The organism is Actinomadura rugatobispora (assembly GCF_055379765.1).
The window spans coordinates 8,677,577-8,703,727 of record NZ_AP029191.1 but is presented as its reverse complement, the minus strand read 5'-3'; the positions used below and the strand labels follow the sequence as shown (position 1 = coordinate 8,703,727).

The following is a 26,151-nucleotide window of genomic DNA, read 5'->3' as shown; positions in this document are numbered from 1 at the left end:
TGATCGACGGCCGGAGTCGCGGTGACGGGAGTGGGATGACCGGAGCGAGGGGGGCCGTCGCGGCGGAGTGGCGGGCCGGTGACGTCGTCGACGGGCGGTACGAGGTCGTCGAGACGCTCGGCCGGGGCGGGATGGGGGTGGTGCACCGGGTCCGGCACCTGGGCTGGGGCACCGATCTGGCCGTGAAGTCGCCGCGCCCCGAGATGTTCCGCGACGCGGCCGGCCGCGAGCGGTTCGTCACCGAGGCGGAGACGTGGGTGTCGCTGGGGTTGCACCCGCACGTGTGCACGTGCCACTACGTCCGCACGCTCGGCGGCGTTCCCCGGGTGTTCGCGGAGTACGTCCCGGGCGGCAGCCTGCGCGACCGGATCGCCGACCGCCGGTTGTACGCCGGTGGCCCGGAGCAGGCGACGGCCCGGATCCTGGACACGGCGATCCAGATCGCGTGGGGCCTCGACCACGCGCACGGCCGCGGGCTCGTCCACCAGGACGTCAAGCCGGCCAACGTCCTGCTCGACGAGGCGGGAACGGCGAAGATCACCGACTTCGGCCTGGCCCGTGCCCGGGAGGCCACCGTCGCCGGTTCCAAGGACGGGCCCGGCGCGACCGTGCTGGTGCCGGGGAGCAACGGCATGACGCCCGCGTACGCCTCGCCGGAGCAGTTCGCGCGCCGGTCCCTGGGGCGGCGCAGCGACGTGTTCAGCTTCGCGGTCACCGTCCTGGAGATGCTGGTCGGCGAGGTGACGTGGATGGTCAGCCCCGCCGCGGGCGCCACCCTGGCCGCCTGCCTCTCCGACGGCACGGGCATGGCCGTCCCGCGGATCCCCGCCGACCTGGCCGACCTGCTGACCCGCTGCCTGCGCGACCACCCCCGGCACCGGCCGCGCTCGATGGCCGAGGTCGCCGACGGGCTGACCGCCTGCTACGAGGCGCTGACCAGGGCCGCGTACCCGCGTGCGCGGCCGCGCGCCGCCGACCTGCGGGGCGACGAGCTCAACAACCAGGCGCTGTCGCTGCTCGACCTCGGCCGGACCGCCGAGGCCGAGCAGGGGTTCGCCGAGGCGCTGGCCGCCGACCCGCGGCACGCGCAGGCCGCCTACCACCTCGGGTTGCAGCGGTGGCGGCGCGGCGCGATCGGCGACGAGACCGTCGTCGCCCAGTTGGAGGCGGTCCGCGCCGACACCGGCGATTCCCGGCGGGCGCGGTTCCTGCTGGCTCAGGTGCACATGGAACGCGGCGATCTGGACGCCGCGCGCGAACTCCTGGACGGGGTGGCCCGGGAGCGACCGGGCGACCGTGAGGTGGAGGCGGCCCTCCAGGCCCTCGGCGGCGGCCGGATCACCCACGCGCGCTGCACCGGCGCGCAGGAGATGGCCTGGACGGCCGACCCGCCGCCGCGGACGCGCCTGCCGCTCAGCCTCGGCGCCGACCGGAAACTGGCGCTGAGCGGGGAGGCCGACGGCACGGTCCGGCTGTGGACGCTCCTCGACGGCCGGTGCCGGCTGACCCTCACCGGGCACGAGGGCCCGGTGAGGTCCGTCGCGTTCTCCGCCGACGGGACCCGCGCCATCTCCGCGGGCGAGGACGACACGGTCCGGCTCTGGGATCTGACCGGGGGGCGCTGCGCCCAGACCTTCCATCAGGCCAGGCACAGTGCCGTCGCCATGAGTTCCGACGGCGACGTCGCCGTCTACTCGTCCTATGACGGCGCCCTGCGGGTGGTCGACACCCGCAGCGGACGGGTCGTCCGCCAGGTGAAGGTCAGGAGCTGGGGGTCGCCGTCGGCGCTGATCAGCCCGGACGGCCGCTGGGCGATGAGCTCCGAGACCGGGATGAAGGCGGCCGTGCGGCTGTGGGACCTGGCCACCGGCGAGTGCCGGCACGTCCTGCCCGAGCCCATCCCGGGGTCGGCGACCGGCGGGTGCTTCAGCTCCGACAGCCGCTACGCCGCCACCTACGGGCCCCTCGACGGGCCGATCCGGATCTGGGACGTGGCCACCGGCCGATGCGTCCGCGTGCTGCGGGACGCGGGCCCGAGCGGCCCGATGTCCCTGAGCGACGGCGCCCGGTACCTGATCTCCGTGCAGGGTGTCCACCTGCGTTTCTGGGACGTCGACAGCGGCCGTTGCGTGCGGCGGTTCGTGGCGCACCGGGGCGGTGCCCGCGCCGTCCGTCTGAGCGCCGACGGCCGGTCGGCCGTGTCGGCGGGCGAGAAGGACGGCACGGCACGGTGGTGGCGGCTGCCCCTCGGGCAGCACGTCGCCGCGCCGAGCCTGAGCCGCCCGCGCCCGCACACCGAGCTGAGCGACTCGGACGCCACGGTCGACGCGCTGGTCGCCGAGTCGGAACGGGCCCTGTCCGACGGCCGGCTGACCGCGGCGCTCGATCTGCTCACGCGCGCCAGGACGGTGCCGGGGCACGAGCGTGCGCCACGGGTCATGTCCGCCTGGCGCGCGCTGGGCCGCCGCGCCGTCCGGACGGATCTGCGGGCCGCGTGGGTGTCGGCGGTGCTGACCGGGCACCGCCGCGGCATCGCCGCGGTCGACGTCGGCGCCGACCGCGGGCTCGCGGTGACCGGCGGGCAGGACGACACGGTCCGGGTGTGGGACCTCGGCACCGGCACCTGCCTGCACACGCTGACAGGCCACCGGCAGGCGGTGGTCTCGGTGGCCCTGAGCGCCGACGGACGCCGGGTCCTCTCCGGCGACAGGCGGGGCGCGGTACGGCTCTGGTCGACCGACACCGGCGAGTGCCTGCGCGTCCTGGCGGACAACTTCTCGCTGCTGGACAGGGCGCGGTGGGCGCGGGTCAAGGCCGACGAGTACATCGGGGTCGAGGAGCCCGGCGGCCCGCGCGGGGGCGTGGACGTGCCCATGGAGGCGCTCTTCGGCGACGCGCACGTGCGGTTCGGCGACGGCGGGCGGCTCGCGGTGGTCGGCCACGGCGACGGCCGGATCCGGTTCTGGGATCTCGGCACCGGCGCGCAGGTGCGCGCCATCGACACGGTGGACTTCGGCGAGGACGGCCTGGAGGCGCGCGACATCGGCATCAACTCGCTGGCGATCGGCGGCGGCGGCCGTCTCGTCGCCTCCGGCCACGGCGGTCCTCCGCGCCGCGGCGCCTCGGTGCGGCTGTGGGACTTCGACGAGGGCCACGCCAGGGGCGTTCTGCGGCCGAGACCGGCGGACAGGCGCGTCATGGGGCCCGAGGTGACCGCCCTGTGCCTGAGCGCCGACGGACGGCTCGCCCTGTTCAGCGACAAGGCCACGATGAAGCTCTACCTCTGGGACGTCGCGACGGGGCGGTGCGTGCGGGAGCTCGCGGAGAACGCCGGCTGGTCGCTGGACGCCCGGTTCACCGCGGACGGCCGGTTCGCGGTGTCGGCCGGTTTCCGGGGCGTCCGCGTATGGGAGGTCGGCAGCGGGCGATGCCTGCGGGTCCTCGACGACCGGGAAGGGAAGGGAGTGCGCTGCCTCGCGTCGACCCCCGACGGGAGTTTCGTGCTGGCGGGCCATGAGGACGGTTCCCTGCGGGTGTGGGAACTGGACTGGGAACTGGCCGCTCCCCCGTCGTATTCGGCGTGAATTGATTCTTTTCCATGCGCAAGCCGCTGGCCGCATCCGGACGTTGTCCCCATCTTGCCGGAGCCGACTCCGGCCGTCCCCGAACCAAAGGGCGGACCGCGGTCTGACCAGGCGTTCGAACCCGCGTCTCCGGCGCCGCTCCGATCGTTTTCCGGAAAGCCGTCAATTTCCGCAATCAGGTGCGGGAGGCCGCCGTCATACTTCACGCGGAGCCCACCGGGAACGGGGGGCCGGGGCGGTGAGGGAGCGTGGTTCGGCATGTCATATCGGGCGCCTGGACTGTGGGCCTCCATGGATGACGAGCGCCTTGTGGGCTGTTTCCGGCAAGGCGATCACGGCGCGTTCGGCGAACTGGTGCGCAGGCATGAGCCGCGGCTCTTCCGGGTGTGCCTGCGCATCACGCGGGACCCCGAGGACGCCCGGGACGCGCTTCAGGAATGCTGGCTGAAGGCGATGACCGGGCTCGCCGGATTCGAGGGGCGTTCGCAGGTGAGCACCTGGCTCCACGCGGTCGCCACCCACGTGGCCCTCGACCAGCGGCGCCTGAAGGAGCGCCTGCCCGACCCGGTGGCCACGAGCGAGATGGATCTGCTGCTCCCGGCGCTCCCCGGGCCCGCCGAGCAGGTGGTAGGGCGCGAGTACTGCCGCCGGTTGCTGGCGGGGCTGTCGCCGGCGAAGCGCAGTGCCCTGATCCTGCACTACGCCCTGGGCCTGTCCTACAAGGAGATCGCCGATCTGCAGGGCGTTCCGCTCACCACCGTCCAGACGCGCATCCTGCGCGGGCGCCGCGCCTTCGCGTCCCTGGCGGAGGCCGCGCCCGCGGGCCTGCGCGCGGCCTGACCGGGCCGCGCGGACCCGTCAGGCGGAGCCCTCCTCGGCGAGGAAGTAGAACGCCTCGCACAGCTCGCGGGCGGTCTGGGCGTGCCGCCGGACGACCCTGGAGTGCGACCACTCGTGCGACTGCCAGCGCCGGATCTCCTCGTCGGCGGCCTTGCGCAGGTCCGCCGGGGAGGCGCCGGGCGCCGCTCCCAGGCACGCGGCCGCGTCGTGTCCGGCGGCGAGACGGATGAGGGCCCGGTGGTCGTCGTCCGGCAGCACCAGGCCGCCCGAGGCCGAGGTCGCCAGGGCGGCGGCGAGGGCGGTCTGGCGCATCAGCGGGTGGCGGCGCAGATCGGCCAGCCCGGAGCGCAGCGCCATGAGCGCGGCGATCTCCTCCTTGGTGCGGCCGAGCGCGCACACCTCCTCCAGCAGCGCCGCGGCGGACGCCGCGCGGAGGCGGTCGGCCCGGGCGCCGAAGTGGTCCCGGATCTGGTCGAGGAGATCGTCGACGCCGCTGTGCCGGCGCAGCACCGCCAGCACCTCGGCGGTGCTCGCGCCGCCCTCCCGGACGGCGGTGACGGCGATCTCCACGCCGTAGCGGCCGAGCAGGCCCAGCAGCCGCTCGCGTGCGGGTCCGGTGATCGGGGCGCCGCTCCAGGACGTGAACGTGTCCGAGGAGAAGAGCGCCTCGTCGAGCTCCGCGGGATCGGCGGCCGCCAGCCGGAGCAGCGACGCGGTGTCGGCGTCGGTGTAGTGGTCCCCCAGCACGGTCTCGGCCAGCAGGCCGGCGACGGGGACCACCCGTGCCGCCACGCCGGAGAGGCGGTCGCCGTAGCGGGCGGCGACCCTGCGCGCGCGGGGCCAGGGGTCGCCGATGCCGTCGCCGAGCTCGTCCACCCGGCTGAGGACGCCCAGCACGTTGAGCGCGGTGATGTGCTCGTCGGCCCTGCGGCGCAGGGCCTCCAGCGCTTCCAGGTCGTTCTCGCCGGGGTGCGGCGTCACGTAGAGGAGGGCGTCGGCGCGGGCGAGCGCGGCCATCGACAGGTCGTCCAAGCCGGTCAGCGAGTCCAGCCCGGGGGTGTCGACGACCGTGTAGCCGGAGGCGAGACGCTCGTTGGGGGCCTCCACGACGAGTTCGGCGATCTCCTCGTGCGGGATGCCCAGCGCCGCCGGGTCGTCGGGCACCCCGCCGCCGGGCCGGGCCGGCACGTGGCGGACGCCGCCGTCCCGGTGCCGCACCTGGACGCGGTTGACGTGCGCGTCGCGGAACCAGGCCACCAGGAGCGTGCACTCGGTGGCGGCGGTCGCCGCCAGCCGGTGCCCGAGAAGCGCGTTGACCAGGGTGGACTTGCCCGCCTTGAGACGTCCGCCGACGGCCAGCCGCAGGGTCGGCTCGGCGAGCCGCGCGGCGACGGCGGCCAGCCCCTCGGCGGCGGGTGCGGCGGGGTCGAGATGCGGCACGGCCCGCTCGCAGAGGACCCGCAGCCGGGCCGACAGCGGCCCCTCGACGGCCGTCATCGCCTCGTCCACGGCCGGGGCGCCCGGTGCGCGGCGGCGGCGCGCACGTCAGCGCACCCCCAGTTCCCGGCGCATGGCCTCCGCCCGTCCGCCGAGGCCGCGCAGCCGCTCCAGCCCGGCACGCGCCTGCCGGCGGTCCCGGGCCAGCGTCTCCTGCGCGGCGCGCAGATCGCTCTGGTGCGCGGCCAGTTCCGCCTCCAGCCGCGTCCGCTGGGCCGCGATGCGCTCGGAGACCGCGTCCCCCAGCCGGTCGCTCAGCTCCTCCACGGCCGCGGAGATCTTGGGCGGGATCTCGGTGTTGAGCTCCACCACCAGCCGGTTGACGTACTTGGTGGCGTCGCCGCGCGCCCGGCGCAGCTCCTCGCGCCGCTTGCGGCGGCCGCTCAGCAGCGCCATCAGCCCGAACCCGGCGGCCACGGGCAGCAGGATCGACCCGGTGACCGCGCCCAGCGCCGCGATGGTCAGCGCGCCCGCGCCCCAGCCCGGCATGACCCGTTCGATCATCGCCAGCGGGCCGCGGGAGTCGTCGGCGGTGGTCCCGGGCCGCGGCAGCTCCCGGAGCCGGTCCGGCAGCGTCAGCTCCCGGCTCACCTCGACGTCCACATCGGCGAACTCGCGGCCGATGTCGGCGGCCAGGGCCCGCATCCCGGTGCGGACGCCGTTCTGCAGCTCCAGCCAGACGCCCTCGATGCCGGCCTCCAGGTCGCCGGGCAGCTCGCTGAGCAGATCGGAACCGCCGCTCTTGGCGATCTTCTCCTCGGCCAGGGCGCGCAGGTCGTTGACCGAGCGCTGGAAGCCGAGCCGCAGCGTGCGCTCCAGCTCGCGGGTCCGCCGCGCCAGGGTCCGGCGCCACTGGGCGTCGGCGCCCTGCAGCTCGCGCAGCCGCTCGCGCCGCTCCACGACCTCCCGCTCCAGCTCCGGATCGCCCTCCAGCGACCGCACCCGCCGTTCCAGGGCGGCCGCGAGCGGCTCGATCTGCGCGGCCGCCAGATGCAGCGCGTTGTCCAGCCGGATCTGCCAGGCGCGGGACGCGACCCGCTCGGTGAGCGCCGCGCTCAGCTCGCCGATGCCGGACGACGCCGCCAGCCGTTCCGCCTTCGCCGCGTCCCCGGACTCGCGGGCGGCGACCGCCTCCAGCTCGGCGCGGCCGCTCACCGGGAACCACGGCGCGGACGCGTACCGGGGCGCGTGCTCGGCCAGCAGCGCGCGGTTGCGCTCCAGGACCTCCCGCCAGCCGCGGTACTTGTCGGTCTGCGCGAGCACGAACAGGACGGTCCCGATCCGCTCGGTGGCCCGGGTGAGGAAGGTCAGCTCGGACCGGGTGAGCTCGACCGACCCGTTCACCACGAACACCAGCGCGTCGGCCCCGGTCAGCGCCGCCAGCGTGATCCGGGCGTGCCCGGAGACCAGGCCGCCGACGCCCGGCGTGTCGATGAGCACCAGGCCTGCGCGCAGCAGCGGGGACGGCACGCCCACACGGACGTGCCGCACGTCGTCCCGGACCTCCGCGCCGCTCTCGGGGTCGAGGGCCGCGTAGGCGGGGATCTCGTGGAGTCCGATCGGGACCGGATCCGGCTTTCCGTTCAGCACGGCCTCGGCCTGCGGCTCGGGCGCGTACCCGACCGCCAGGTGGACGCTGGTGGCCACGTCCACCTCGACCGGCAGCAGCCCCGGCCGCCCGACCAGCGCGTTGATGAGCGAGCTCTTGCCGCGCTTCTTCTCCCCCACCACGATGGCCCCGGCGGCGCCGGTCTCGGCCCGGCCCGCCTCGGCCCGGATCGCCGCGGCGGTCGCGTCCCGGTCGGCCGGATCACCGAGGGCCATCACGGCGTCGGCGACCTCCTGGCAGAGCGCCCGCACCTGCGGCGCGAGCCGGCTCGCAAGCCGGCTCTCGTCCTCGTTCACCGGTCCCTCCCCCACGTGTCGCCGAAGAAGTCACCGGTGTGACCCGGCCGTTCGGGCAGTTCGACATCGGGCGGCGGCTCCGTCCGCCGGACCGGCCGGACGGAACCGCCGCCGTGCGGATCGGACGGCGCACCGGGACCCGCGCCACCGAGCAGTTCCTCGATGTGCGCGAGCTCCCCCTCGGCGGCCTCGGCCTCCTTCAGGGCGGCCTCGTAGCGCAGCTTCGCACGGTGCCACGCCGCGATGAGCTCCTGGCGTTTGCGCTCGGGGAGGCCCCGCGCCTGATCGGTGCGCTTGCGCGCTCTCGCCGCGTCGCCGCCGAACGAGTGGGGCGTGTGATGCTCCTCTTCGGGCCCCAGGAAGGCGCGTGCGATGTCCCGGGCGACCCCGCGCAGACCGCGGCCGCCCCGGTCCTCCTCAAGGACCTGCTCGTGCTGGAAGCGGTCCCAGTCGGACCGTTTCGGAGCTCCGGCGGACTTGGGACGCACGGGTTCCGTCCGCGGCTCGGGCTTCGGCCTGGGGATCGTCCTGGGCTCTCTGACTCCTTCGACGCACAGGTGGGTGAGGTGTTCGGCGCGACGGTCCGCCATCGTCCACCAGCCCGTGGCCAGGGCGAAGTCAGCCCCGGTCAGGACGGCTCTGTCCCAGTACTCGGCAGCCTGGTCCGCGGGAAGGACGTGCACCACGTCCGGCTGGACGGAGAGCCGCCGCCCACCCTCGCCCTCGGTTTCCTTGACGGAGGTCGACGCCCAGGGGGCCGGTTCGGGCAGGGTCCGCTCCAGGACGATCTGGTCCTCGTGCAACTCCCACACCGGCTTCATGAACCGCTCGTACACGCGTCCCGCCCACTCCTGGCAACGCGCGGCCAGGTCCGCCAGGGGCGGCAGGTCGGCGACGGAGCCGCCCGCGCCGAACCAGCCGACGAAGCAGTAGAGTTCGCGGCCGCCCTGCAGGTCGGTGTGCATGGCGTCGCTCAGCATCCGGGCCCGGCAGGCGACGCCGACCAGCACCCCGTCCGCGCCGCGCGCCAGCAGGAAGCGCGGGGCGTGGCTCTCCTCGCCGGCGTCCGGGCGGACCAGGTCCTCGCCCCCGTTGATCACGTCGAGCATCGCCTTCTCGGGCCGGCCGCCGAGGGGCACCCCGGCGGGCCAGGCCCGCCGCCACCGGTCGACCCACCGGGTGCGGCCGTACACGACCGGCGACCACTCGGTCATCGGACCACCCCGTCCTTGATGATCGGGAGCCCGTCGAGCTCGCCCATGAGCTGGGCGGCGCGCTGCTGCGCGGTGTCCAGCTCCTTCTGCAGGTCGGCCGCCCGCTGGGCGGCGAACTCGATCTCGCCGCTCTTCCGCCTGATCTCGCCGCCGCGGAAGAAGCCCGCGCCGAAACCGCTGCGCAGCTGCTCCAGCTCGGTGCGGGCGTCGGCGCGGCGGCTCTCGACCTCCTTCAGGTCGCGCCGGTCGAAGGCGGCCTGCTCGGTCAGGTAGTGCATCAGGGAGAAGATCAGCGGCTTGTGCACGAAGATCGGGTCGACCTGGCCCGGCTTCACCGTGCCGCCCGGCTCGACCCCGAACCGCCCCAGCTGCACCGGGCAGATCATCGCGGTGACGCCCGGGTAGTAGGCGAAGGGCACCAGCTTCTTCAAGTTCTTCACCATCACCCTCAGGGCGTCCTGGCGCGGCATCCCGCTCCGCTCCTCCAGCACGTCGCACTTGGTGACGATCACGACCAGGGACGGCCGGGCCCGCCCCTCCTCCTTGAACTGCTGGAAGAGCCGCATGATGGTCTGGGTGAAGATGCTCAGGCCCATCGCCCCGGTCACCTGCATGCCGGCGCACTCCTCCCTGATCCAGTCGCCGACGTGGTGGCCGTCCAGGACGAGGTAGATGCTGTTGGACTCGGCCAGCCGCTCGCGCAGCGTCGGGATGTCGGCGGCGGTGTCGGCGTCCCTGGTCGACGCGGTCCCGGCGCCCCCGCGGAAGTCCACGAAGTCCAGGTGCAGCATGGTCTCCAGACCGTGGTTGAAGATCATCTGGTAGGCCGTCGGGACCTCGTCGGTCGGCGGCGGCAGCTCGCCCCGCGTGTACAGCGTGTCCCACCGCCGGGTGAGGTCGATGTGGTCGTCGGGGTCCCGGGTGAACAGGTGGTAGCCGTGCACGCCGGTCGCGAGCATCGCGTACATGCCCAGCATCAGGGTCGTCTTCCCGGAGCCGGTGGCCCCGAGGATGGTCAGCTTGATCTCCGGAGTCCTCATCGCGCTTCCTCCCCGCGGCTCAGCCGGCCGCGTCGAGTACCTGATCGAGAAGTTCCTGCAACCGCTCGGCCGGTTCGACCAGCGGTTCCAGGCGGGACAGCTCCGCCAGCGCGGACCGGCGGCGCTCCTCGGCGAGCTGGGCGTACGACGACTCGCCCTTCCACCAGCTGGTGAAGCGGTCGACGACGGTGTCCTGGGCGGCCAGCCTGTCGGCGGACTCGGCGTGCTCCTGGACCAGGGCGGTCAGGGTGTTGATCCGGCTCAGCAGGCCGACCCACAGGCACGCCAGGACGGGCACCGCCACGTTGACGGGCTCGGGACCGCAGGCCACCGGGACCGCGAGGCCGATCGCCGACTCCGACCGGTCGATCGCCTCGATGAGCTGCCGGAAGGGGGCGGCGATCCGCTCCTGCGCCTCCTCGCCGAGGTGCGCCACCAGGTCCCACTTGGTGAAGACCACCAGCACCGGCAGCACCGCGCCGTCCCGGTCGGCCAGCGCCCGCATGACGTGGGTCACCAGGGTGGCGTTCTCCAGGGCCGCGCCGCGCCGGGTCGCCAGGCGCTGGGCATCGGCGAAGACCACGATGGCGTCGGACTCGCGCAGATCCTCGTACAGTTCCTTGGCCTGCTCGCTGTCGACGCTCCTCTCCGACAGCGCGCCGCCCCGGTAGTCGCGCCAGGTGAAGGGGAACACGTCCGATCCGTTGTGCTGCAGCACCAGGTTGAAGCTGCTGCGCTGGTTGCTGGGGTCGGGATACCTGCCCTTGCGGATCGCGCGGGCGGCCTTCTTCAGGACGCGGTGGTCGTACGCTTCGGCCGCGCGGAGCGAGAAGCCCTCCATTCCGACGCGCATCGTGTCGTACATGAGCGATACGTAGGTGGTCTTTCCGGCCGAAGAGTGACCGATCATGACGATCTTCATGAGATGTCCGGCATCCAGTCCTCGGGGTCGGGGTCGAGCGGGGGGCGGCGCCTTCGCGGCACAGGGTCCGCCGACGGTGCGGGGTCCGCCGACGGCGCGGCGGTCCCGGCCGTGGATGAGAGCAGGGCTCCGTGGACGACGGCCGATTTCGGATCGGGTGCCGTCAGCGGGAGGGCGCCGAAGTGCTCGGCGATGAGCTCCGCCACGCGGGGCACCTGGCTGGAGCCTCCCGCCAGCGCCACGGCGGCGAGGCCGGCCGGGTCCAGGCCGGCGCCGGCCACCGTGGCCGTGAGCGTGTCCAGGCTGCGCCGGAGGTCGCCGTCGACGATCCCGGTGAACTCGTCCCGGGTCACCCGGAACGTCGCCGGATAGCCGGGCACCGCCAGGTCCACGGTGTACAGCCGCGACAGCACGTGCTTGGCGTCGACGACCTCGCGGCGCAGCACCGCGCGGGCATGCTGCGCGGCGGGGCCCGCGGCCGGCTCCGCCCAGGCGGCCGGGTCGCGGTCGACGGCGCGCGCCTCCAGCATCTCGAGGAAGCGCTCGTCGAGGTCCTCGCCGCCCAGCGAGGCGTCCCCGCCGGGCTCGCCGACCAGGACGAACCCGGCGCCGTCGCGGCGCACTACGGCGGTGTCGAAGGTGCCTCCGCCCAGGTCGTACACCGCCAGGCACCCGCCGTCGGGCAGGTCGATCCGGGAGGCGTCCGCGCACCCGGTCGCCGTGCAGCCGACCGCGTAGTGGACGGCGGCCGCGATCGGCTCGGCGACCAGCCGCGGCGTGCCCAGCCCCGCCGTGGCGGCGGCCTTCCGCAGCGCCGCGAGCTCCTGGTCGCCCCAGGCCGCCGGATGGGTGAGGACGACCTCCCCGGGCTCGTCGCCGCCCTGGACGGAGCGCGCCTCGGCGGCGGCCCGCTCCAGCACCGCCGCGACGAGATCGGTGGTGGCGACCGTGCGCCCGTTCAGCCTGACCTTGGGCCCGGCGACCAGCGCCCGCTTGGGCAGCCGCACCGCGCTCGCCGGTTCATGGCGTCCGCGCTGCACCGCCTCCGGGCCGGTGAGCAGCGTCCCCTCGGCGTCCATGGCGACCGCCGAGGGCAGGTAGCGGCTGTTGGCGATCTCCAGCGGGACGATCCGGCCGTCCACCGACATGGCGACGGTGGTGAAGCTCGTCCCGAAGTCGATCGCCAGCGCCCACTGCCCCATCCGGGCCTCCCCGTCCGTTCGCCTGTCCTCTTGGACGGCACGGGCGGGCGGATTTCATGCAGCGAAAGCAGAGAAAGTAAAAGAATCTTCAAATGTCCTGGTCGAAGCCCGAGTCGTCGACCTGGTCATCGCCGTAGTCCTGGTCGGCGAGATCGGGCTCGGGGGCAGGCTCCAGCGCGCCGTAGGACGCCGGCAGGCCGTGCGGCACCTCGTGCCAGCCCCGCATCGGGTCGTACTCCCAGCCCCGCACCGGATCGTGCTGCCAGTCGGGCGTCGGGTCGACGGGATCGCGCGGGTCGACGTGGTCGGGGTGCGCCCGGTGCCCGCCCTGATCTGCGGGATCGTCCTCGTGGCCGAGCCACCACCAGACGCCGACACCGGCCGCGGCCAGGGGGATCATGGCGAGCCAGGGCGCGCCGGACCTGTCCTCGTAGGCCCCGGTGAAGTCCGGGACCAGGCCGGCGACGGGCCGCACGGCCGGGACGTGCAGCCAGGCGTCGGCCTGGTAGCCCTTGGCGCTCATGACCACCTGGACGGGCTGGAAGTCGCGGGCGGCGAGCCGGACGTCGTAGCCCTGCGAGAACACCTGGCGGTACAGGTCGTCGGACACGATCGCGGCCATGTCGGCGTCCCGGTGCCGCTTGAGGGCCTGGCGGGGCGGCGCCGAGTCGACCATGCGGCAGGCGGCGACCACTCCGGCGCCGACGTAGCCGATCGAGGCGAGCTGCACCGGCCCCTGCGCCATCCCCATCCGCAGCCGCAGCCGGCCCGCCTCGCCGGGCAGGGAGTTGACCCGGCTCATGGCGGCGTTCAGGGCGAGGATGACGGTCGGCAGGACGCGGGCCTCGTTGATGCCGGGCGGCAGCGTGATCAGCTGCCCGTCCCCCTGGTCCTGGCGCGCGCAGGAGTCGGGCGCGATCCCCGCGGCCTTCAGCGCGTGGACCATGCTCCACAGCAGCCGCCCCTGGGCGTCGACCTGCCCTGGCGCGCTGCGCTTGGAGTATCCCTCGAGATCGACCACGAGGCTGGTCCGGCGCACCGCCGGGAGGTTGTCGCTACCCATTCGACGGCCCCTCGGAGTGGTGGCGTCCTTGACTGGCGGGCTTCACGCGGAGCTTACCGATTCGGCACCCCGGGCATCCGGCCGGAATGGGACGGGCAGCGGGACGACGGTGCCGAGCGCCTCGTCCGCCCTCGCACCGGTGCCCGCCCGGATGAAACCCCGGTACCTGATCCCCTTCGCCGAGATCCTGATGGGCTGGAAGCCGGCCGGGTCGAGCCTGCAGAAGCCGGTGCTCACGACATCGGCGTAGAGCGAGTCGGACACGGCCAGGACCAGGTCGTGCTCGGGCCGCCGGTCGAGCAGGGCGCGCAGGGGCGCGGAGTCCAGGAGGCGGCTCACCACGATCGGCGCGGCGCCGGCGGGACCGAACGGGCCCGGGGCCAGCGTCCCGTGGTGGAAGGCGAGGCGGATCCGGAGCCGGTCCCCGGCGGCGCGGCGCTCGTTGATCTCGGCGAGCGCCGTGTCGAGCTCCGCCGACAGGGCGCCCACCGCGTGCGAGATGTCGACGTCCCCGGGGAGCACGGCCAGTTCCCCGTCCCCGGCGAACTGCCGGTACCAGAGCTCCCGGTCGAGCCCGGCCCCCGCCGCCGCGCGTTCGAGCGCGTGCCGCAGGTCGTCCTGCGCCATGAACTGGCGCAGCGCGTCCCGCGCGCTGTAGCGCTCGACGTCGACGGCCACCAGGAGCCGGTACTGCAGGCGGGACCGCGCGGCCATCGGCGGTCACTCCGCCCCGCCGGCCGGCCTCGCCTGGGCGCGCAGGGCGTCCAGGTCGAGGATGGCGGTCCGGCGGTATCCGGTCGCGATCAGTCCGCGCGACTTCAGCTTGCGGAGCTCCCGGCCCGCGGTGTCGGCGTCGGCCCCGGCCATGGCGCCCAGTTCGTCCTGGGTCAGCTCGACGTCGAAGACGATGCCCTCGTCCTGCGGATGGCCGTAGGTTCCGGCGAGGTCGACCAGGATGCGGGCGAGCCGGACGCGGGTCGGGTAGCCGTAGAAGTCGACCCGCCGGCGGTTGGCCCAGCGGAGCCGCCGGCTGATCACGCCCGACACCTTGATGCCGACCTCCGGGACGTCCTGCAGCAGGCCGAGGAACTCGTCCCGCGAGATGATCTTCACCAGCACCCGGCCGCACGCCATCACGCTCGCCGACCGCGGCGAGCCGTCGAGCGCGGCCATCTCGCCCACGGTGTCGCCGGCCATCCGGATGCCCAGCAGGGCCACGCGGCCGTCGCCGAGGTTGGAGGTGACCTTGGCGAAGCCCCCGAGCAGCAGGACCACGTGCGTCGAGCGCTCCTGCTCCCGCAGCAGCACCTCACCGTGCTCGTAGCGGCGGCGGGACCCCAGGTCCATCAGCCGCGCCCGGCTCGCGGCCGACAGCTCGGCCAGCAGCGTGCCGCGCGGCCACGGCCGTTCGGGCGCGGACCCGGCCGGCCGCGGAATCGCGGAGTGAGTCATGGCAGCCTCCCCGAGAGCGGCCTTCATCGGCCGCCGTACGGCAAGGATGACCGACATCGCCGGGAAGGAATACGTCCATTACCGGAATGGCACCGGTTCGCCATCCAAAGGAACGATACAAAGGCCGCCGCCCCTTCCGGCCGCGGCTCTCGTCACCGCGCGGGAGAAATGACGGTGGCGGGTGGTAGGTCTCGGGGCATGGACGAGTGGCCCGGAGCGGACGCCTTCGAATGGGTCGGCGGCACGTGGCGCAGCGAGGCGGCGTGCGTCACCTTCGTCGAGGACGATGACGTGGAGCGGGTCGCCGCTTCGTTCGGTGGGCGCGTGGACCACGCCGTTCGCGTGCGCGGCGAGCGGCCGCCGGAGGAGGCGCCGGCAGTCGTCGGCGATCAGGTCCCCGGGGCCCGCCGGTTCGGTGAGGGCCTGCCGGTGGCGCTGTTCGCCCGCCGGGGCGGCTGGGTGATGGCGTTCGAGGACAACGGCGGCGAGGGTGTGCGCGCCGAGGTACTGCAGCGGGTGGCGCGGGTCGTGGAGTCGGAGGCGATGCGCCGCCTGCGCGGGTATCCCGATGGCGTGTCCTACACGGCGCCCGGTCATGCCCTTGCCGTCCAGGCGCTCATGCGGGCGACGGAGCCGGGCCCGCCCGCGAACACGGCGTACCGGACGATCAGGTGCGCCGATGAGGTCAGGCAGGACCTCGAACAGGACGTGGCGGGCCTGCGCGAGGTCGTGATGCGAGCCTTCGCCGCTCCCTAGAGTGCGCTCACGGACGACTCGAAGGCGGCTTCGAGGCGGCCGTTCGCGGGTGCGAGACTGGGCCCCGTGTTCGTACAGTTCCTTGCGGCGGCCGGCGTACTGGCCGTACTGACGATGGTTCCCGGTCCGGACATGGCCGTGGTGACCAAACGGGCCCTCGCCTCCAGCACGCGGGACGGCCTGCGGACCGTCGGCGGCATCGCCGCGGGCCTGCTGGTGTGGGCGTGCTCACCGTGGCAGGGCTGGCGGCCGTCCTCGCCGCGTCCGCCACGGCCTACACCACCGTCAAGCTGTTCGGGGCGCTCTACCTGGTCTTTCTCGGCGTCCAGTCACTGCGGCACAGCCGTTCGGGGGCCGGCGCGGTGAGCGCACCGTCTCCGAACGGCAGCCCGTGGCGGACCGGGTTCGTCAGCAACATGGTGAACCCGAAGATCGCCGTCTTCTACACCGGCCTGCTGCCCTCGCTCGCCCCGTCCGGGCTCCCCCCGCAGGCCGGGATGGCGCTGCTGGTACTCCTGCACGCGGCCCTCACCCTCGGCTGGCTCGGAGGCTACGTGATGCTGCTGTCCAAGGCCCGCGCGCTCTTCGAGAAGCCCTCCGTGCGCCGGGCCATGGACCGCGCCACCGGCGTCGTCCTGATCGGGTTCGGCGTGCAGGTCGCCACCGCCCGCCCCTGATCGGGTCGGCGGGCATGGCCGGGCACCGGCGGTCCTTCGACCGGCCGGTGCCCGGGGGCGTTCTCAGGTCGTCGCGACGCCGTCCTCGTGCGCCATCCAGTGCACGAAACGGTGCAGCGGGTACATGGCGTCGTGCGGGTTGCCGATCGTGCTGGGTCCCGCCTCGCCCAGCCGGACGACGCGCTGCACGCCGCCGCTGGCGAGCCGGTCGCGGTAGTCCGGCATCCGCTCGAAGGGGTAGAAGCCGACCGTCTGCGTCGCCACGTTGACGTGCCGCACGGCCTGGTCGAGGGAGTCGACGCGGACCACGTTGGCGGTCTTGTTGATCGGGTGGAAGTCCACCGGCTCGTCGGACCGGATCACCAGGCCCTTGCCGTCGGTCCTGCCCCAGACGCCGAACTCGTCGTCGAGCATCATCAGCGTGTCGATCTGCTCGCGCAGGTCCCTGTCCAGCGGCCGGGCATCGCCCGAGGCGGCCGCCTTGGCGGCGATCCGGGCGTGCAGCCGCTCGCAGAAGCGGTCGGCGTCGGCCTGGTCGCCCTCCAGGTAGACGAAGCGGCTCGCGACGCACGCCTCCTGGTTGAGCACCATGACGTCGGACGCGGCCAGCTCGGCGGCGAGGTCGAGCGTCTCGTCCGAGGCGAACGCCTCCCTGCCGACCATCGAGATCGAGGTCTTGGGGTCGAACGACACCAGCTGGAAGCCGGGGCCGAGATACTTGATCACGTTGTTGATCGCGTCGCCGCCGCCCCACGCGACGATCTTGTCGAAGTACTGCGGCCGGTACAGGACGCGCTCCACCGCGTCGTCACCGCCGCGCCAGTAGACCGCCGTCATCGACCTCACGATGGGGTGGTCGGGATCGATGTCGGCCATGATCCGCAGGATCGCGACCGTCGTGAACGGGTCGCTGGACGACATCTTGAAGAGGTTGACGGCCTTGACCATCGCGCCCTGGGCGATGGACTTCACCGCGACGCCGGGAGAGTTGCCGGGCAGCACGTGGATCAGACGGGGAGCGAACGCCCGCACGAAGCTCTTTCGGCCGGTGAAGTCCTGCTTGGGGATCCACTCGTCCAGCGCCCTGGGATCGGGGAAGTTCTGCTCGACCACCGTCTCCAGCAGCCGCCGGTCGAGATAGGCGGCCGCCCCGGTGACCTGCGACTGCAGCACCGGGCGCGGGAGGACGTGGGTGGACGACATGCGCTCGACGCAGTCCTGCACGAACGGGTTGTGCGGGTCGCGGATCCGCTCGCCGGTCTCGACGAGGAAGTCGATGATCTCCTTGAGCGGGACGTTCAGCAGCGGCGGCACCTCGCCGCGCGGGTGCACCGCCCGGTCCATGGCGATCGCCGGCGTGGTGAAGCCGGCGCCCAGGTCGCGGGACCGGTGCGTGACGTCGTCGCCCTCGACCAGTTCGCCGCGCAGGAAGAACGGCGCGGAGACGGTGGTGGCCTCGTTGTGGACGGCGGTCATGACAGGCCCCTCACGTAGGCGTCCACGGTGCCGGCGCAGCCGATCTTGTCGTCACCGGCGGCCAGGTCGGCGTACCGGGCGATGTCGTTGCGCACCGACGGGCCCGTGCTGCCGCAGGCGCAGGGGTCGAGGTCGAGCGAGATCTTGTCGCCGGTGATGATGCCGCCCCAGCGCCCGTCGAGCGAGAGGTCGAAGAAGGCGGCGCGGCCCTCGATCTCGCCGCTCTCGTGCGGCAGCAGGTTGTCGCCCGTCTCGTCGAGGATGAACGGCACGATCCACGGCGGCACGTGGTAGCGGTCGCCCTTCTGGCACTTGGGCATGCCGGAGTTGAGCTCCTGCATGGAGTAGTTCTGGAAGTCCCGGTCGGGCGGGATGTTGAACGTCTGGTGGACGAACTCCTGGTAGTCCGGCGGCAGCTTGGCGCGCTTGAGCCCGCCGCCGACGTAGAGGCAGTTGTCGGGGTGGAAGTGCTCGGCCGCGTAGCCCATCTCGCGAACGATCTTGGCCACCTGGTAGAGCGAGTTCCACATCCCCGCGATGTAGAGCTTGTCGGCGCGGTACCGCACGAGCGCCTCGGCCGTCGCGGTCACCGAGGCCTTCATCACGGCCTCCCGCTCCCGGGAGGTCTTCTCGAAGTCGGCGAGCTCGTCGGGGCGGGCGGTGCCGTCGGCGATCTTCTTGCGGAGCACGACCATCTTGGTCAGCGAGCCGACGGTGATCGGGGGCACCGGCGGGCGGAAGCCCTCCTTGGCCGGGTCGCCGAAGGCGTTCTTCTGCGCCTCGGCGATGACCAGGTTCTTCGGGACGGCGGCGGTGGCGCCCGTGCCCATGATCCGCCGGTCCCCCTCCGGCTTGACCCCCGAGCCCCAGGAGAACACGTTGACGGTGTCCTTGCGCGACCAGTCCATGTCCCGGTCCGAGGCGAGCAGCATCGCCGACTTGCCGGTCGTCCCGCTGGAGCAGGACACGTAGTGCCCCCTGGCCTGGAGCCGGTCGATCCATTCGTCGATGTCGGAGATGTCGGACGTCTCGATCGGGCTGATCGGGTACGGCGAGACGGTGCCCAGCCACTTGCCGAGCCGGTCCCACCTCTCCTCGATGAGGAAGCTCTCCGGGTAGCTCTTGTAGGCGGTGTGCGGGAACAGCAGCGGCACCGCGTCCGCACGGTCGCGGATCCGGGTGATCCCGGCCTCCCGGGCCCGGTGGCCCAGCAGTTTGATGCGGTCCCTGCGTTCCTGGAACCGCTCGTCGAGCGCCGCCAGCTGCGTCTCGCGCAGCTCGGCGTGCGAGTGGTCGAAGCGGTCCGGGGCGTCGACCAGCCGCGTCAGTCTTTCGAGGGCAGAGCTCACCGGGCATCCTTCCCTGTGTCGTTGCCGGGCAGAAAATGGCAACTCATGCGTATCATTATGGGCGAGTGGAGTGAGGATGCAAGTGGCGGTACCGAGGAGGCCGGCATGACGAACGTCAGCCCGCCGGCCCGTCCCAGGGCCGGACGGCCCACCCGCGCGCAGGCCGAGGCGCGGCACGAGGAGCTGCTGGACACCGCGCTGGACCTGTTCCTGGAGCACGGCTACCAGCTGGCGACCATCGAGATGATCGCCTCCCGCGTCAGCATGACCAAGCGCACCGTCTACGCCCGCTACCCCGACAAGGCCGCGCTGTTCCTCGCCGCGGTCCGGCGCGCCATCGAGCGCCAGGTCGTCCCCCGGGAGGTGTTGGAGAACGTCGACGACGGCGACCTCGCCGAAACGCTGGAAGCGGTCGCCCGGCTGCGGATCGGCCAGGTGATGACGCCCAACGGCCTGCGCCTGCAGCGCGTCATCAACACCGAGAGCTACCGCTTCCCCGAGATCTTCGTGACCCACAACGAGCTGAGCACCGCGCCGGTGTTCGACTTCGTCTCCGGCCTCCTCGACCGCGCCGCGGCCGAGGGGACGATCGCCCCCATCGACTCCGGGCAGGCCGCCCGCGCCTTCATGAGCATGGTCGTCGGCGGCCAGGTGCGCGCCATCGTGGCCGGCCGGCCGCCGACGCCCGAGCAGATCGACGAGCGGGTCGGGTTCACCGTCCGCCTGCTGCTGGACGGGCTCCGTCCACGCTGAACCGATTGAGAGGCAGTACGTTGACGTTCGATGCGAACCGGCCCGTCGCGGTCGTGACCGGGGCCAGCTCGGGGATCGGCCGATCGACCGCCCGCAAGCTCGTGGAACACGGCTGGCAGGTGATCGGCGTCGGCCGCGATCCGCGACGCTGCGCCGAGGCCGAGGCGGAGATCTCGGCCTCGCCCGGCGGCGGCGCCTTCCGCGTGCTGCGCGGCGACTTCACCCTGATGGCCGAGGTCAAGCGGGTGGCCGACGCGATCGGGGGCTGGACGCCGCGGCTCGACGTCCTCGTCAACAACGCGGGCGGCGTACGGGACCGGCAGATCGTCACCGCGGAGGGCACCGAGGCGACCTTCGCCGCCAACCACCTCGCCCCGTTCCTGCTCACGCGGGAGCTGCTGCCGCTGCTGCGGACCGGCGCGGCGAGCCCGCCGCCCGGACCGGCACGGGTGATCGCCGTGTCGTCGAGCGCCCACCGGATCAGCAAGGGCCTGCGCTGGGACGACCTGCAGAGCCTCGGCCGTTTCCAGACCGCCGCCGCCTACGGCCAGGCCAAGCTCGCCAACATCCTGTTCACGCGCGAACTGGCCCGGCGGGCGGCCCCGGACGGGATCGTCGCGCAGGCCATGCACCCCGGAGTGGTCGCCACCAACTTCGCCTCGCACGGTGACCCGGTGATGCGGGCGCACATGGCCGCCGCCGACACCGTGTCGCCCGACGAACCGGCCGAGACGCTGGTCTGGCTGGCCACCGAGCCCGAAGGCGGTCGCGACGGCGGGCGCTACTTCCACCGGAAGGCGGAGGAGGCTCCCAGCGAGCTCGCCCGCGACGATGCCGCCGCCGCCCGCCTCTGGAGTGAAAGCGAGAAGCTACTGGCCGAACTCGGCTTCTAGCGCACGAGCCTCCGCGCTCCCACCCGTCGCCCGCGATCCTTGGCGGCATCGGTACCGTCCGGTCTGGTGAACGACCGGATTCGGGGTAGGCGTGGATCCATGGACAGCGTGACACGGGGGCTGGTCGCCGGGGCCGCGGGCACCAGCGCGCTCAATGCCGTCAGTTATCTCGACATGGCCGTACGGGGCAGGCCGGCCAGCAGCACTCCGGAAAAGAGCGTGGAGAAGCTCGCGGAGGCCGGCGGCATCGGGCTCGGGGACGACACCGACAAGGCCGAGAACCGCAAGGCGGGCCTGGGCCCCCTGCTCGGGTACGGGACGGGGCTGGGCGCGGCGATGGTCTACGGCCTGCTGGCGCGGCACCGCCGCGTCCCGCGCCCGGCCGCGGGCCTCGCGCTGACCGGGCTGGCGATGCTGGGGTCGAACGCTCCGCTGACCGCGCTCGGCCTGACCGACCCGCGCCAGTGGACGTTCAAGGATTGGGTGAGCGACATCCTGCCCCACCTGGCCTACGGAGTCGTCGCCGCCGGCGTGTACGAAGCCCTGCGGTAGCGCCGCCAGGTCGTCCGCCGGGGTGGGACGCCCCCGGCCGTCGAGGCCGGGGGCTTCTCGCTATTCGAACATGCCGGGCTCGTAGTCGCCGGCGGGCTGCTGGACGATGACGTTCATCCGGTTGAAGGTGTTGATGGCGGCGATGAGGGACACCAGGGCGGCGAGCTGGTCCTCGTCGTAGTGCTTGGCGGCGTTCGCCCAGACCTCGTCCGCGACACCGCCGGCGGCGTCGGCGATGCGGGTGCCCTCCTCGGTGAGCTCCAGGGCGGCCCGCTCGGCCTCGGTGAAGACCTTCGCCTCCCGCCAGGCCGCGACCATGTTGAGGCGCAGCGAGGTCTCCCCCGCGTGCGCGGCCTCCTTGGTGTGCATGTCGAGGCAGACGCCGCAGCCGTTGATCTGGCTGGCGCGGATCTTCACCAGCTCCTGCGTCGCGGCCGGCAGCGTCGAGTCCCGCACGGCCTGGTTCGCCGTGACGATGTACTTCAGGAACTTGGCCCCGACCGGGTTGCCGTAGTAGTTGAAACGGGCTTCCATCGCGAGCTCCTTTGCCCTTGCCGGTGCTTACACCCCGTTGACGGAACAGCCCGGCCGAATGCGACACGGGCGGATGTGACGTGCGCCTCCCGCCCGTCGCGGCCGCCGCCCGGCCCGATCTCCAAGCGACCGCCAACCAGCACCAAAACCCCAGGTCAGGCCGTTCCTCTGAGAACGCGCGGGGCACCTGGACCATGTGCCGCGCTACGACCGGTTCCGGGACGAGGTCGCCAGGGTGCAGGCGGCGCACCCCGACGTCGAGCTCTACGTGGTCTGGAGCGGGCCCGGCGAGCCGGTGATCCTGCACTTCATCCGCACCCGTCCGGCGATGCGCGGCCAGGGGCTGGCCGAGGCCGCGCTCCGCGACGTGCTCGCGCTGGCCGACGAGTGGCGGGTGCCGGTCCGCCTGACCGCCGAGCCGGTCACCGGCGACACCGACACCGACCTCGCGCGGCTCATCGCGTGGTACGAGCGCCACGGGTTCGCGCTCCGCGGCCCGGCCCGTCCGGGCGAAGACGCCGTGATCATGCAGCGCCCCGCCCCCGAGGACGACCCCCCTCCCGAACGACCCGAGCGGCACGGGCGACGCCTCCGGTAGCGCGCGCCGGAACCCTTCGACGCCATTCCCGCCAGAGTCAAGATCAACATATTCCGCCGCCGGCGGGAACGCTCCGCAACGGCGCCAGAGCCCGCGGGCGAACGGCCGGGCCGTGCCGTCGCGAGGGCGGCGGGACGCGTCAAGATCGAGAAAAGGAAGCGCACCGGGAATTTCGCAATACGTTTCGAATTCTGCGGGTCTGGCGCGGGGAGGCCCGCTGAGAGTAACGTTCTCCCAACCAGAAGGAACGCTCTTGCAAAATGGTAAGCCGATAAGTACAGCCGGTGACCGATCGCGAGTTCCCGTTCCGGCGGATACGCACCAGTGACGGCATTCCCTGCACCGCAAAGGAGACATCGTCGTGAAAGTCAGGGTCGATCCAACGCGCTGCCAGGGCCACACGCTCTGCGCGATGCAGGCTCCGGACGCCTTCGAACTGGACGACGTCGACGGCCACGCGTCGCCGGCCAGTGAGAACGTCCGGGCCGGCCAGGAGCCCCAAGTGATCAATGCCGTCAGGAGCTGCCCCGAGCAGGCGATCTCTGTGGAGGACGCGTGAGCACCGAAGATATCGTCAGCGACGAGGACCGCAAGAAAATCAAATATCTCTTCGACCGGCACGCCCCCGACTACCGCGAACGGTTCGAAGAGATAACCCGGGAGATGCATTCCAAGTGCCCCCTCGCGTGGTCGGAGTCCTACGGCGGCCATTGGGTCGCCGCCGGCAACCGCGAGGTCTTCGAACTCGCCCGCTCCGCCGAGTACGTCTCCAACGACCATGACGTCACCGGGGAGAAGCGCGGCTACCAGGGGATCTCCATCCCCGCCCCGCAGCGCGGCCGGGGCAATCGGGGCGGCTTCCTCGAAATGGACCCGCCCGAGCAGCGCCACTACCGGCAGGCGCTCAATCCCTACCTGTCCCCGGCCGCCGTCCAGCGCTGGACACCGTGGATCGACGAACTGGTGCGCGCCTGCCTGGACGAGAAGATCGAGGAAGGCCGGATCGACTTCGTCGAGGACCTCGCCAACATCGTGCCGGCCGCCTTCACGCTGGCGATGATGGGCATTCCCGTCAAGGACTGGCGGACCTACAGCGAACCGGCGCACGCGGTCATCTACACCCCGCTGACCTCACCCGACATCCAGCGGGTCGGGCGACTGCACCTGGCCATGCAGCAGGAGCTCGCCCGGCGGCTCGCCGAGATCCGCGCGCATCCCCGGCCCGGGCTGGTGAACGGGCTGATCACCGCCGAGATCAACGGCGAGAACCCGTCCGACCAGGAGCTGCAGGGCGTGCTCGGCCTGCTCATCGGCGGCGGCTTCGACACCACGACGGCGCTCACCGCGCACGCCATCGAATGGCTCTCGCAGAACCCGGGCGAGCGCGACCGCCTCGTCCGCGAGCGGGCCACGCTGCTGGACCCCGCCACCGAGGAGTTCCTGCGCTTCTACAGCCCGGTCGTGGGCAACGGACGGACGATCTCCGCCGACTGCGAGCTCGCCGGGACCCGGTTCAGGGAGGGCGACCGCGTCTGGGTGTCCTTCGCGATGGCCAACCGGGACCCCGCCGCCTTCCCCGACCCCGACAGCATCGACCTGGCGCGCGAGGGCAACCGGCACAACAGCTTCGGGCTCGGCATCCACCGCTGCATCGGCTCGAACGTCGCGCGCACGGTGTTCAAGCGCATGCTCGTCCAGGTCCTCGACCGGATGCCCGACTACGCCTGCGATCCCGAGGGCACCGTGCACTACGACACGATCTCCGTCATCAACGGCATGCGCTACCTCCCCGCGACCTTCACCCCCGGCCCCCGGCTCGGCGCCGGTCTGGAGGAGACCCTGGAGAACCTCCAGAAGGCCTGCGACGAGCAGCGGCTCGCCGAGCCCGTCACCGCCCGCAAGGCGAAGGCGAAGGTCACCGGCTCAGAGGGGGCGTAAGGGGGCACGCACACGGCGGCGGCCGCCTCGACCCACCGGCACGAGAACGAGAGCACGTCCTTCAGCCCGGCACGATCAGCGGGCGGGACGCGGCCGTGCGGCCTCCCGGCGATCAGCGGGGCCGGCGGCCTTCGACCGCCGGTCGAACTTTGTCCACCCTTGACATCCGCTGAGATCACCGGCCGCGTCCGGGGGCATCACCCGATTCGGGGGATGCCCCGCGCCGGGCCGGCGGGGTAGGTCGGGAGGGACGGCGAGAGGAGATGCCCTCATGGAAGCCAGCACGTTCCTCCTGCTGTTGGCGCTGGCACTGGGCCTCGCGACACAGCCGTGGTCCATCCTGGCGGCCGTTCTCCTCTCCGCCGCGAAGGGCGGCACGAGCAAGGCGACCGCCTTCGTGGCCGGCTGGATCGTGGCACTGGCGGTGGTCGCGACGGCGGGTGTCATCCTGCTGCCGTCGCGGGGCGCCTCGGCCTCGAAGGCGGCGTCGCCCGGCCACGCCGGCGCCGACGTGGCCCTGGGCGTGCTGCTCGGCGCGGTCCTGATCTGGCACTGGCGGACCCACCGCTCCGCGTCGACGAACACGGTTCCCGGCTGGGTCGGGCGGATCGACAAGATGTCCCCGGTGCTGGCCCTGGGGCTCGGCGCCTTCCTGCCCAGCTACATCCTCGTCGCCGCCGCCGTCAACCAGCTGCTCGAGGCGGGCTGGAAGGGCGGCGGCCTCGCGGGCGTCATGGTCGCCTTCGTCGTGCTGGCGTCCGCCGGCGTGGCACTGCCGCTGGCGATCACGCTGGCCAGGCCCGACCGGGCATCGGGCGTCCTCAAGCGATGGCGGGAGTGGCTGATCGTGAACCGCCGCCCGATAACGTACGCGACCTCCGGCCTCTTCGCCGTCCTTCTCGTGATCAAAGGGGTGGCGGGGCTGCTGCTCAGCTGACGCTCAGCCGCCGCCGTACGGCCGGCGGCGGCCGCGGGCCCAGCGGTGGTCGGAGGAGTATCCGGTGACGGCCTGGAGCCAGCCGGTCAGTTCGTGCTCCCAGGCCATGTAACGCGCCTGCCCGTGGGTGACCTGGAAGCGGCCGAAGGGTTCACCGCCCTCGGAGAGCAGGTCGCCCCGCCTGTCGGCCTCCACGGCCACGCCCAGCCCGTCCGGGCTCGCCAGGAAGGTCAGCTCCACGCCGCGGACGTGCCCGCCGTACTGCTGCGGAGGATGAAACTCGATCTTCTGGTGGAAGGGCAGTTCCTGGTGCAGGCCCGTGACGCGGCCGCGTTCGGCATGGGCGCTCTTGACCTGCGAGCCCAGCTCGGCGAAGGCGTCCAGGACCCGCTGCTGCGACGGCAGCGGGCCCACCGCGAGCATGACCGGATCTCCCCGGCCGGCCGCGTCCACGTCGGTGCGCAGGCCGACGGCCATGCCGCGCAGATGCCGCCCGCGCGCCTCGGTCAGCGGCGTCTCCCAGGGCAGCGGGAGCCGGAACGGGATGGTGTGCGGCCCTCCCGCCGCGAGGTCGAGACCGCCCGCGATCACCGTGCGATGGAACTCCAGCCCGGCCTCGCCCTCGCCGCGGAGCCGGGCGACCAGGCTCAGCGCGATCTCGCCGACGCGGACGTCCCGGTCGCCGCCCCGCAGGCGCACCTCGCCGGCCAGGTGATCGCCCGGCCGGCAGTGCGCGGAGGCCGGCACCGTCTCCACGGAAGCAACACCGGTGCCGGACGAGTCCGGCGACTGCCTGAAGCCCATCGCTCCCCCAACGGATATGCGGTTGTGATCGCGCCCGCGCCCGCCACCGGGACGAACCGGGCCGCCTCCCAGAGAACCATCTCCCGCGTCCAGGCCACGGGCGATATCCACTACGACACTTGTAGCAGATCAGTTAGGCTTCGGTCAGGCCGACCGACGACCGGA

The 26,151-nt window shown here is 72.9% G+C and carries 24 protein-coding genes; 11 read left to right on the top strand and 13 right to left on the bottom strand.

What is annotated here, in order from left to right; all coding sequences use genetic code 11:
* Positions 1-35: 35 nt before the first annotated feature.
* Both ACZ466_RS39135 and ACZ466_RS39130 read left to right on the top strand, forming a co-directional pair.
* Positions 36-3,584, top strand: coding sequence for a protein kinase domain-containing protein (locus ACZ466_RS39135; protein WP_378286656.1), 3,549 nt, complete (start codon positions 36-38; stop codon positions 3,582-3,584).
* A 291-nt stretch (positions 3,585-3,875) separates the two neighbouring features.
* The gene (locus ACZ466_RS39130) at positions 3,876-4,424 is read left to right on the top strand and encodes an RNA polymerase sigma factor (RefSeq protein ID WP_378286655.1); all 549 of its coding nucleotides are present in this window, start codon (positions 3,876-3,878) and stop codon (positions 4,422-4,424) included.
* A gap of 18 nt (positions 4,425-4,442) precedes the next feature.
* On the opposite strand, the gene ACZ466_RS39125 is transcribed toward ACZ466_RS39130, so the two are convergent.
* The 9 genes from ACZ466_RS39125 to ACZ466_RS39085 all read right to left on the bottom strand — a co-directional run bounded on the left by ACZ466_RS39125 (position 4,443) and on the right by ACZ466_RS39085 (position 14,719).
* Positions 4,443-5,921 (bottom strand): dynamin family protein, encoded by a 1,479-nt coding sequence (locus ACZ466_RS39125; protein WP_378286654.1) that lies wholly within the window; start codon positions 5,919-5,921, stop codon positions 4,443-4,445.
* 48 nt (positions 5,922-5,969) lie between these two features.
* On the bottom strand, positions 5,970-7,826 hold the full coding sequence (locus ACZ466_RS39120) for a dynamin family protein (protein ID WP_378286653.1): 1,857 nt from the start codon (positions 7,824-7,826) through the stop codon (positions 5,970-5,972).
* On the bottom strand, positions 7,823-9,040 hold the full coding sequence (locus ACZ466_RS39115; RefSeq protein WP_378286651.1) for a hypothetical protein: 1,218 nt from the start codon (positions 9,038-9,040) through the stop codon (positions 7,823-7,825). The genes ACZ466_RS39120 and ACZ466_RS39115 overlap by 4 nt, the downstream gene beginning before the upstream one ends.
* Complete coding sequence (locus ACZ466_RS39110) at positions 9,037-10,080, bottom strand: TRAFAC clade GTPase domain-containing protein (protein WP_378286650.1); 1,044 nt, start codon at positions 10,078-10,080, stop codon at positions 9,037-9,039. The genes ACZ466_RS39115 and ACZ466_RS39110 overlap by 4 nt, the downstream gene beginning before the upstream one ends.
* 19 nt (positions 10,081-10,099) lie before the next feature.
* A complete protein-coding gene (locus ACZ466_RS39105) occupies positions 10,100-10,990 on the bottom strand; it encodes a TRAFAC clade GTPase domain-containing protein (protein WP_378286648.1) in 891 nt (296 codons plus the stop codon).
* Positions 10,991-10,998: 8 nt separating this feature from the next.
* Positions 10,999-12,204 (bottom strand): Hsp70 family protein, encoded by a 1,206-nt coding sequence (locus ACZ466_RS39100; RefSeq protein ID WP_378286646.1) that lies wholly within the window; start codon positions 12,202-12,204, stop codon positions 10,999-11,001.
* Between the two features lie 88 nt (positions 12,205-12,292).
* A complete protein-coding gene (locus ACZ466_RS39095; RefSeq protein ID WP_378286644.1) occupies positions 12,293-13,267 on the bottom strand; it encodes a nucleotidyl cyclase domain-containing protein in 975 nt (324 codons plus the stop codon).
* Between the two features lie 42 nt (positions 13,268-13,309).
* Complete coding sequence (locus tag ACZ466_RS39090) at positions 13,310-13,981, bottom strand: nucleotidyl cyclase domain-containing protein (protein ID WP_378286642.1); 672 nt, start codon at positions 13,979-13,981, stop codon at positions 13,310-13,312.
* A 6-nt stretch (positions 13,982-13,987) separates the two neighbouring features.
* On the bottom strand, positions 13,988-14,719 hold the full coding sequence (locus ACZ466_RS39085) for a Crp/Fnr family transcriptional regulator (protein ID WP_378286640.1): 732 nt from the start codon (positions 14,717-14,719) through the stop codon (positions 13,988-13,990).
* Positions 14,720-14,917: 198 nt separating this feature from the next.
* Between ACZ466_RS39085 and ACZ466_RS39080 the strand changes: the two genes are divergently transcribed.
* On the top strand, positions 14,918-15,475 hold the full coding sequence (locus tag ACZ466_RS39080; RefSeq protein WP_378286638.1) for a hypothetical protein: 558 nt from the start codon (positions 14,918-14,920) through the stop codon (positions 15,473-15,475).
* 224 nt (positions 15,476-15,699) lie between these two features.
* On the top strand, positions 15,700-16,152 hold the full coding sequence (locus ACZ466_RS39075) for a LysE family translocator (RefSeq protein ID WP_378286636.1): 453 nt from the start codon (positions 15,700-15,702) through the stop codon (positions 16,150-16,152).
* A 63-nt stretch (positions 16,153-16,215) separates the two neighbouring features.
* Here the strand turns inward: ACZ466_RS39075 and ACZ466_RS39070 are convergent, their stop codons facing one another.
* Both ACZ466_RS39070 and ACZ466_RS39065 read right to left on the bottom strand, forming a co-directional pair.
* On the bottom strand, positions 16,216-17,628 hold the full coding sequence (locus ACZ466_RS39070; RefSeq protein WP_378286634.1) for an acyl-CoA reductase: 1,413 nt from the start codon (positions 17,626-17,628) through the stop codon (positions 16,216-16,218).
* Complete coding sequence (locus ACZ466_RS39065; RefSeq protein ID WP_378286632.1) at positions 17,625-18,977, bottom strand: hypothetical protein; 1,353 nt, start codon at positions 18,975-18,977, stop codon at positions 17,625-17,627. Before ACZ466_RS39065 ends, ACZ466_RS39070 begins: the two co-directional genes overlap by 4 nt.
* Positions 18,978-19,082: 105 nt before the next feature.
* On the opposite strand from ACZ466_RS39065, the gene ACZ466_RS39060 reads away from it, so the two are divergent.
* The 3 genes from ACZ466_RS39060 (at position 19,083) to ACZ466_RS39050 (ending at position 21,175) form a co-directional block, all read left to right on the top strand.
* Entirely contained in the window at positions 19,083-19,730 is a 648-nt protein-coding gene (locus ACZ466_RS39060; protein WP_378286630.1) for a TetR/AcrR family transcriptional regulator, read from the top strand.
* 20 nt (positions 19,731-19,750) lie between these two features.
* Positions 19,751-20,623: an SDR family NAD(P)-dependent oxidoreductase gene (locus ACZ466_RS39055; protein ID WP_378286628.1), complete on the top strand. Its 873-nt coding sequence runs from the start codon at positions 19,751-19,753 to the stop codon at positions 20,621-20,623.
* Positions 20,624-20,722: 99 nt separating this feature from the next.
* Positions 20,723-21,175, top strand: coding sequence for a hypothetical protein (locus ACZ466_RS39050; protein ID WP_378286626.1), 453 nt, complete (start codon positions 20,723-20,725; stop codon positions 21,173-21,175).
* Positions 21,176-21,235: 60 nt separating this feature from the next.
* Here the strand turns inward: ACZ466_RS39050 and ACZ466_RS39045 are convergent, their stop codons facing one another.
* Positions 21,236-21,709 carry a carboxymuconolactone decarboxylase family protein gene (locus tag ACZ466_RS39045; RefSeq protein WP_378286624.1) on the bottom strand — a complete coding sequence of 158 codons (474 nt, stop codon included), beginning with the start codon at positions 21,707-21,709 and terminating at the stop codon, positions 21,236-21,238.
* A 196-nt stretch (positions 21,710-21,905) separates the two neighbouring features.
* Here ACZ466_RS39045 and ACZ466_RS39040 point away from each other — a divergent pair, with 196 nt between their 5' ends.
* The 4 genes from ACZ466_RS39040 (at position 21,906) to ACZ466_RS39025 (ending at position 25,182) form a co-directional block, all read left to right on the top strand.
* On the top strand, positions 21,906-22,307 hold the full coding sequence (locus tag ACZ466_RS39040; RefSeq protein ID WP_378286623.1) for a GNAT family N-acetyltransferase: 402 nt from the start codon (positions 21,906-21,908) through the stop codon (positions 22,305-22,307).
* A 361-nt stretch (positions 22,308-22,668) separates the two neighbouring features.
* Positions 22,669-22,866: a ferredoxin gene (locus ACZ466_RS39035; protein ID WP_378286621.1), complete on the top strand. Its 198-nt coding sequence runs from the start codon at positions 22,669-22,671 to the stop codon at positions 22,864-22,866.
* Positions 22,863-24,245 carry a cytochrome P450 gene (locus ACZ466_RS39030; RefSeq protein ID WP_378286619.1) on the top strand — a complete coding sequence of 461 codons (1,383 nt, stop codon included), beginning with the start codon at positions 22,863-22,865 and terminating at the stop codon, positions 24,243-24,245. Before ACZ466_RS39035 ends, ACZ466_RS39030 begins: the two co-directional genes overlap by 4 nt.
* A gap of 271 nt (positions 24,246-24,516) precedes the next feature.
* A complete protein-coding gene (locus ACZ466_RS39025; RefSeq protein ID WP_378286617.1) occupies positions 24,517-25,182 on the top strand; it encodes a GAP family protein in 666 nt (221 codons plus the stop codon).
* Between the two features lie 3 nt (positions 25,183-25,185).
* Here ACZ466_RS39025 and ACZ466_RS39020 read toward each other — a convergent pair whose 3' ends face one another.
* Positions 25,186-25,986: a sporulation protein gene (locus ACZ466_RS39020; RefSeq protein WP_378286615.1), complete on the bottom strand. Its 801-nt coding sequence runs from the start codon at positions 25,984-25,986 to the stop codon at positions 25,186-25,188.
* Positions 25,987-26,151: the final 165 nt, after the last annotated feature.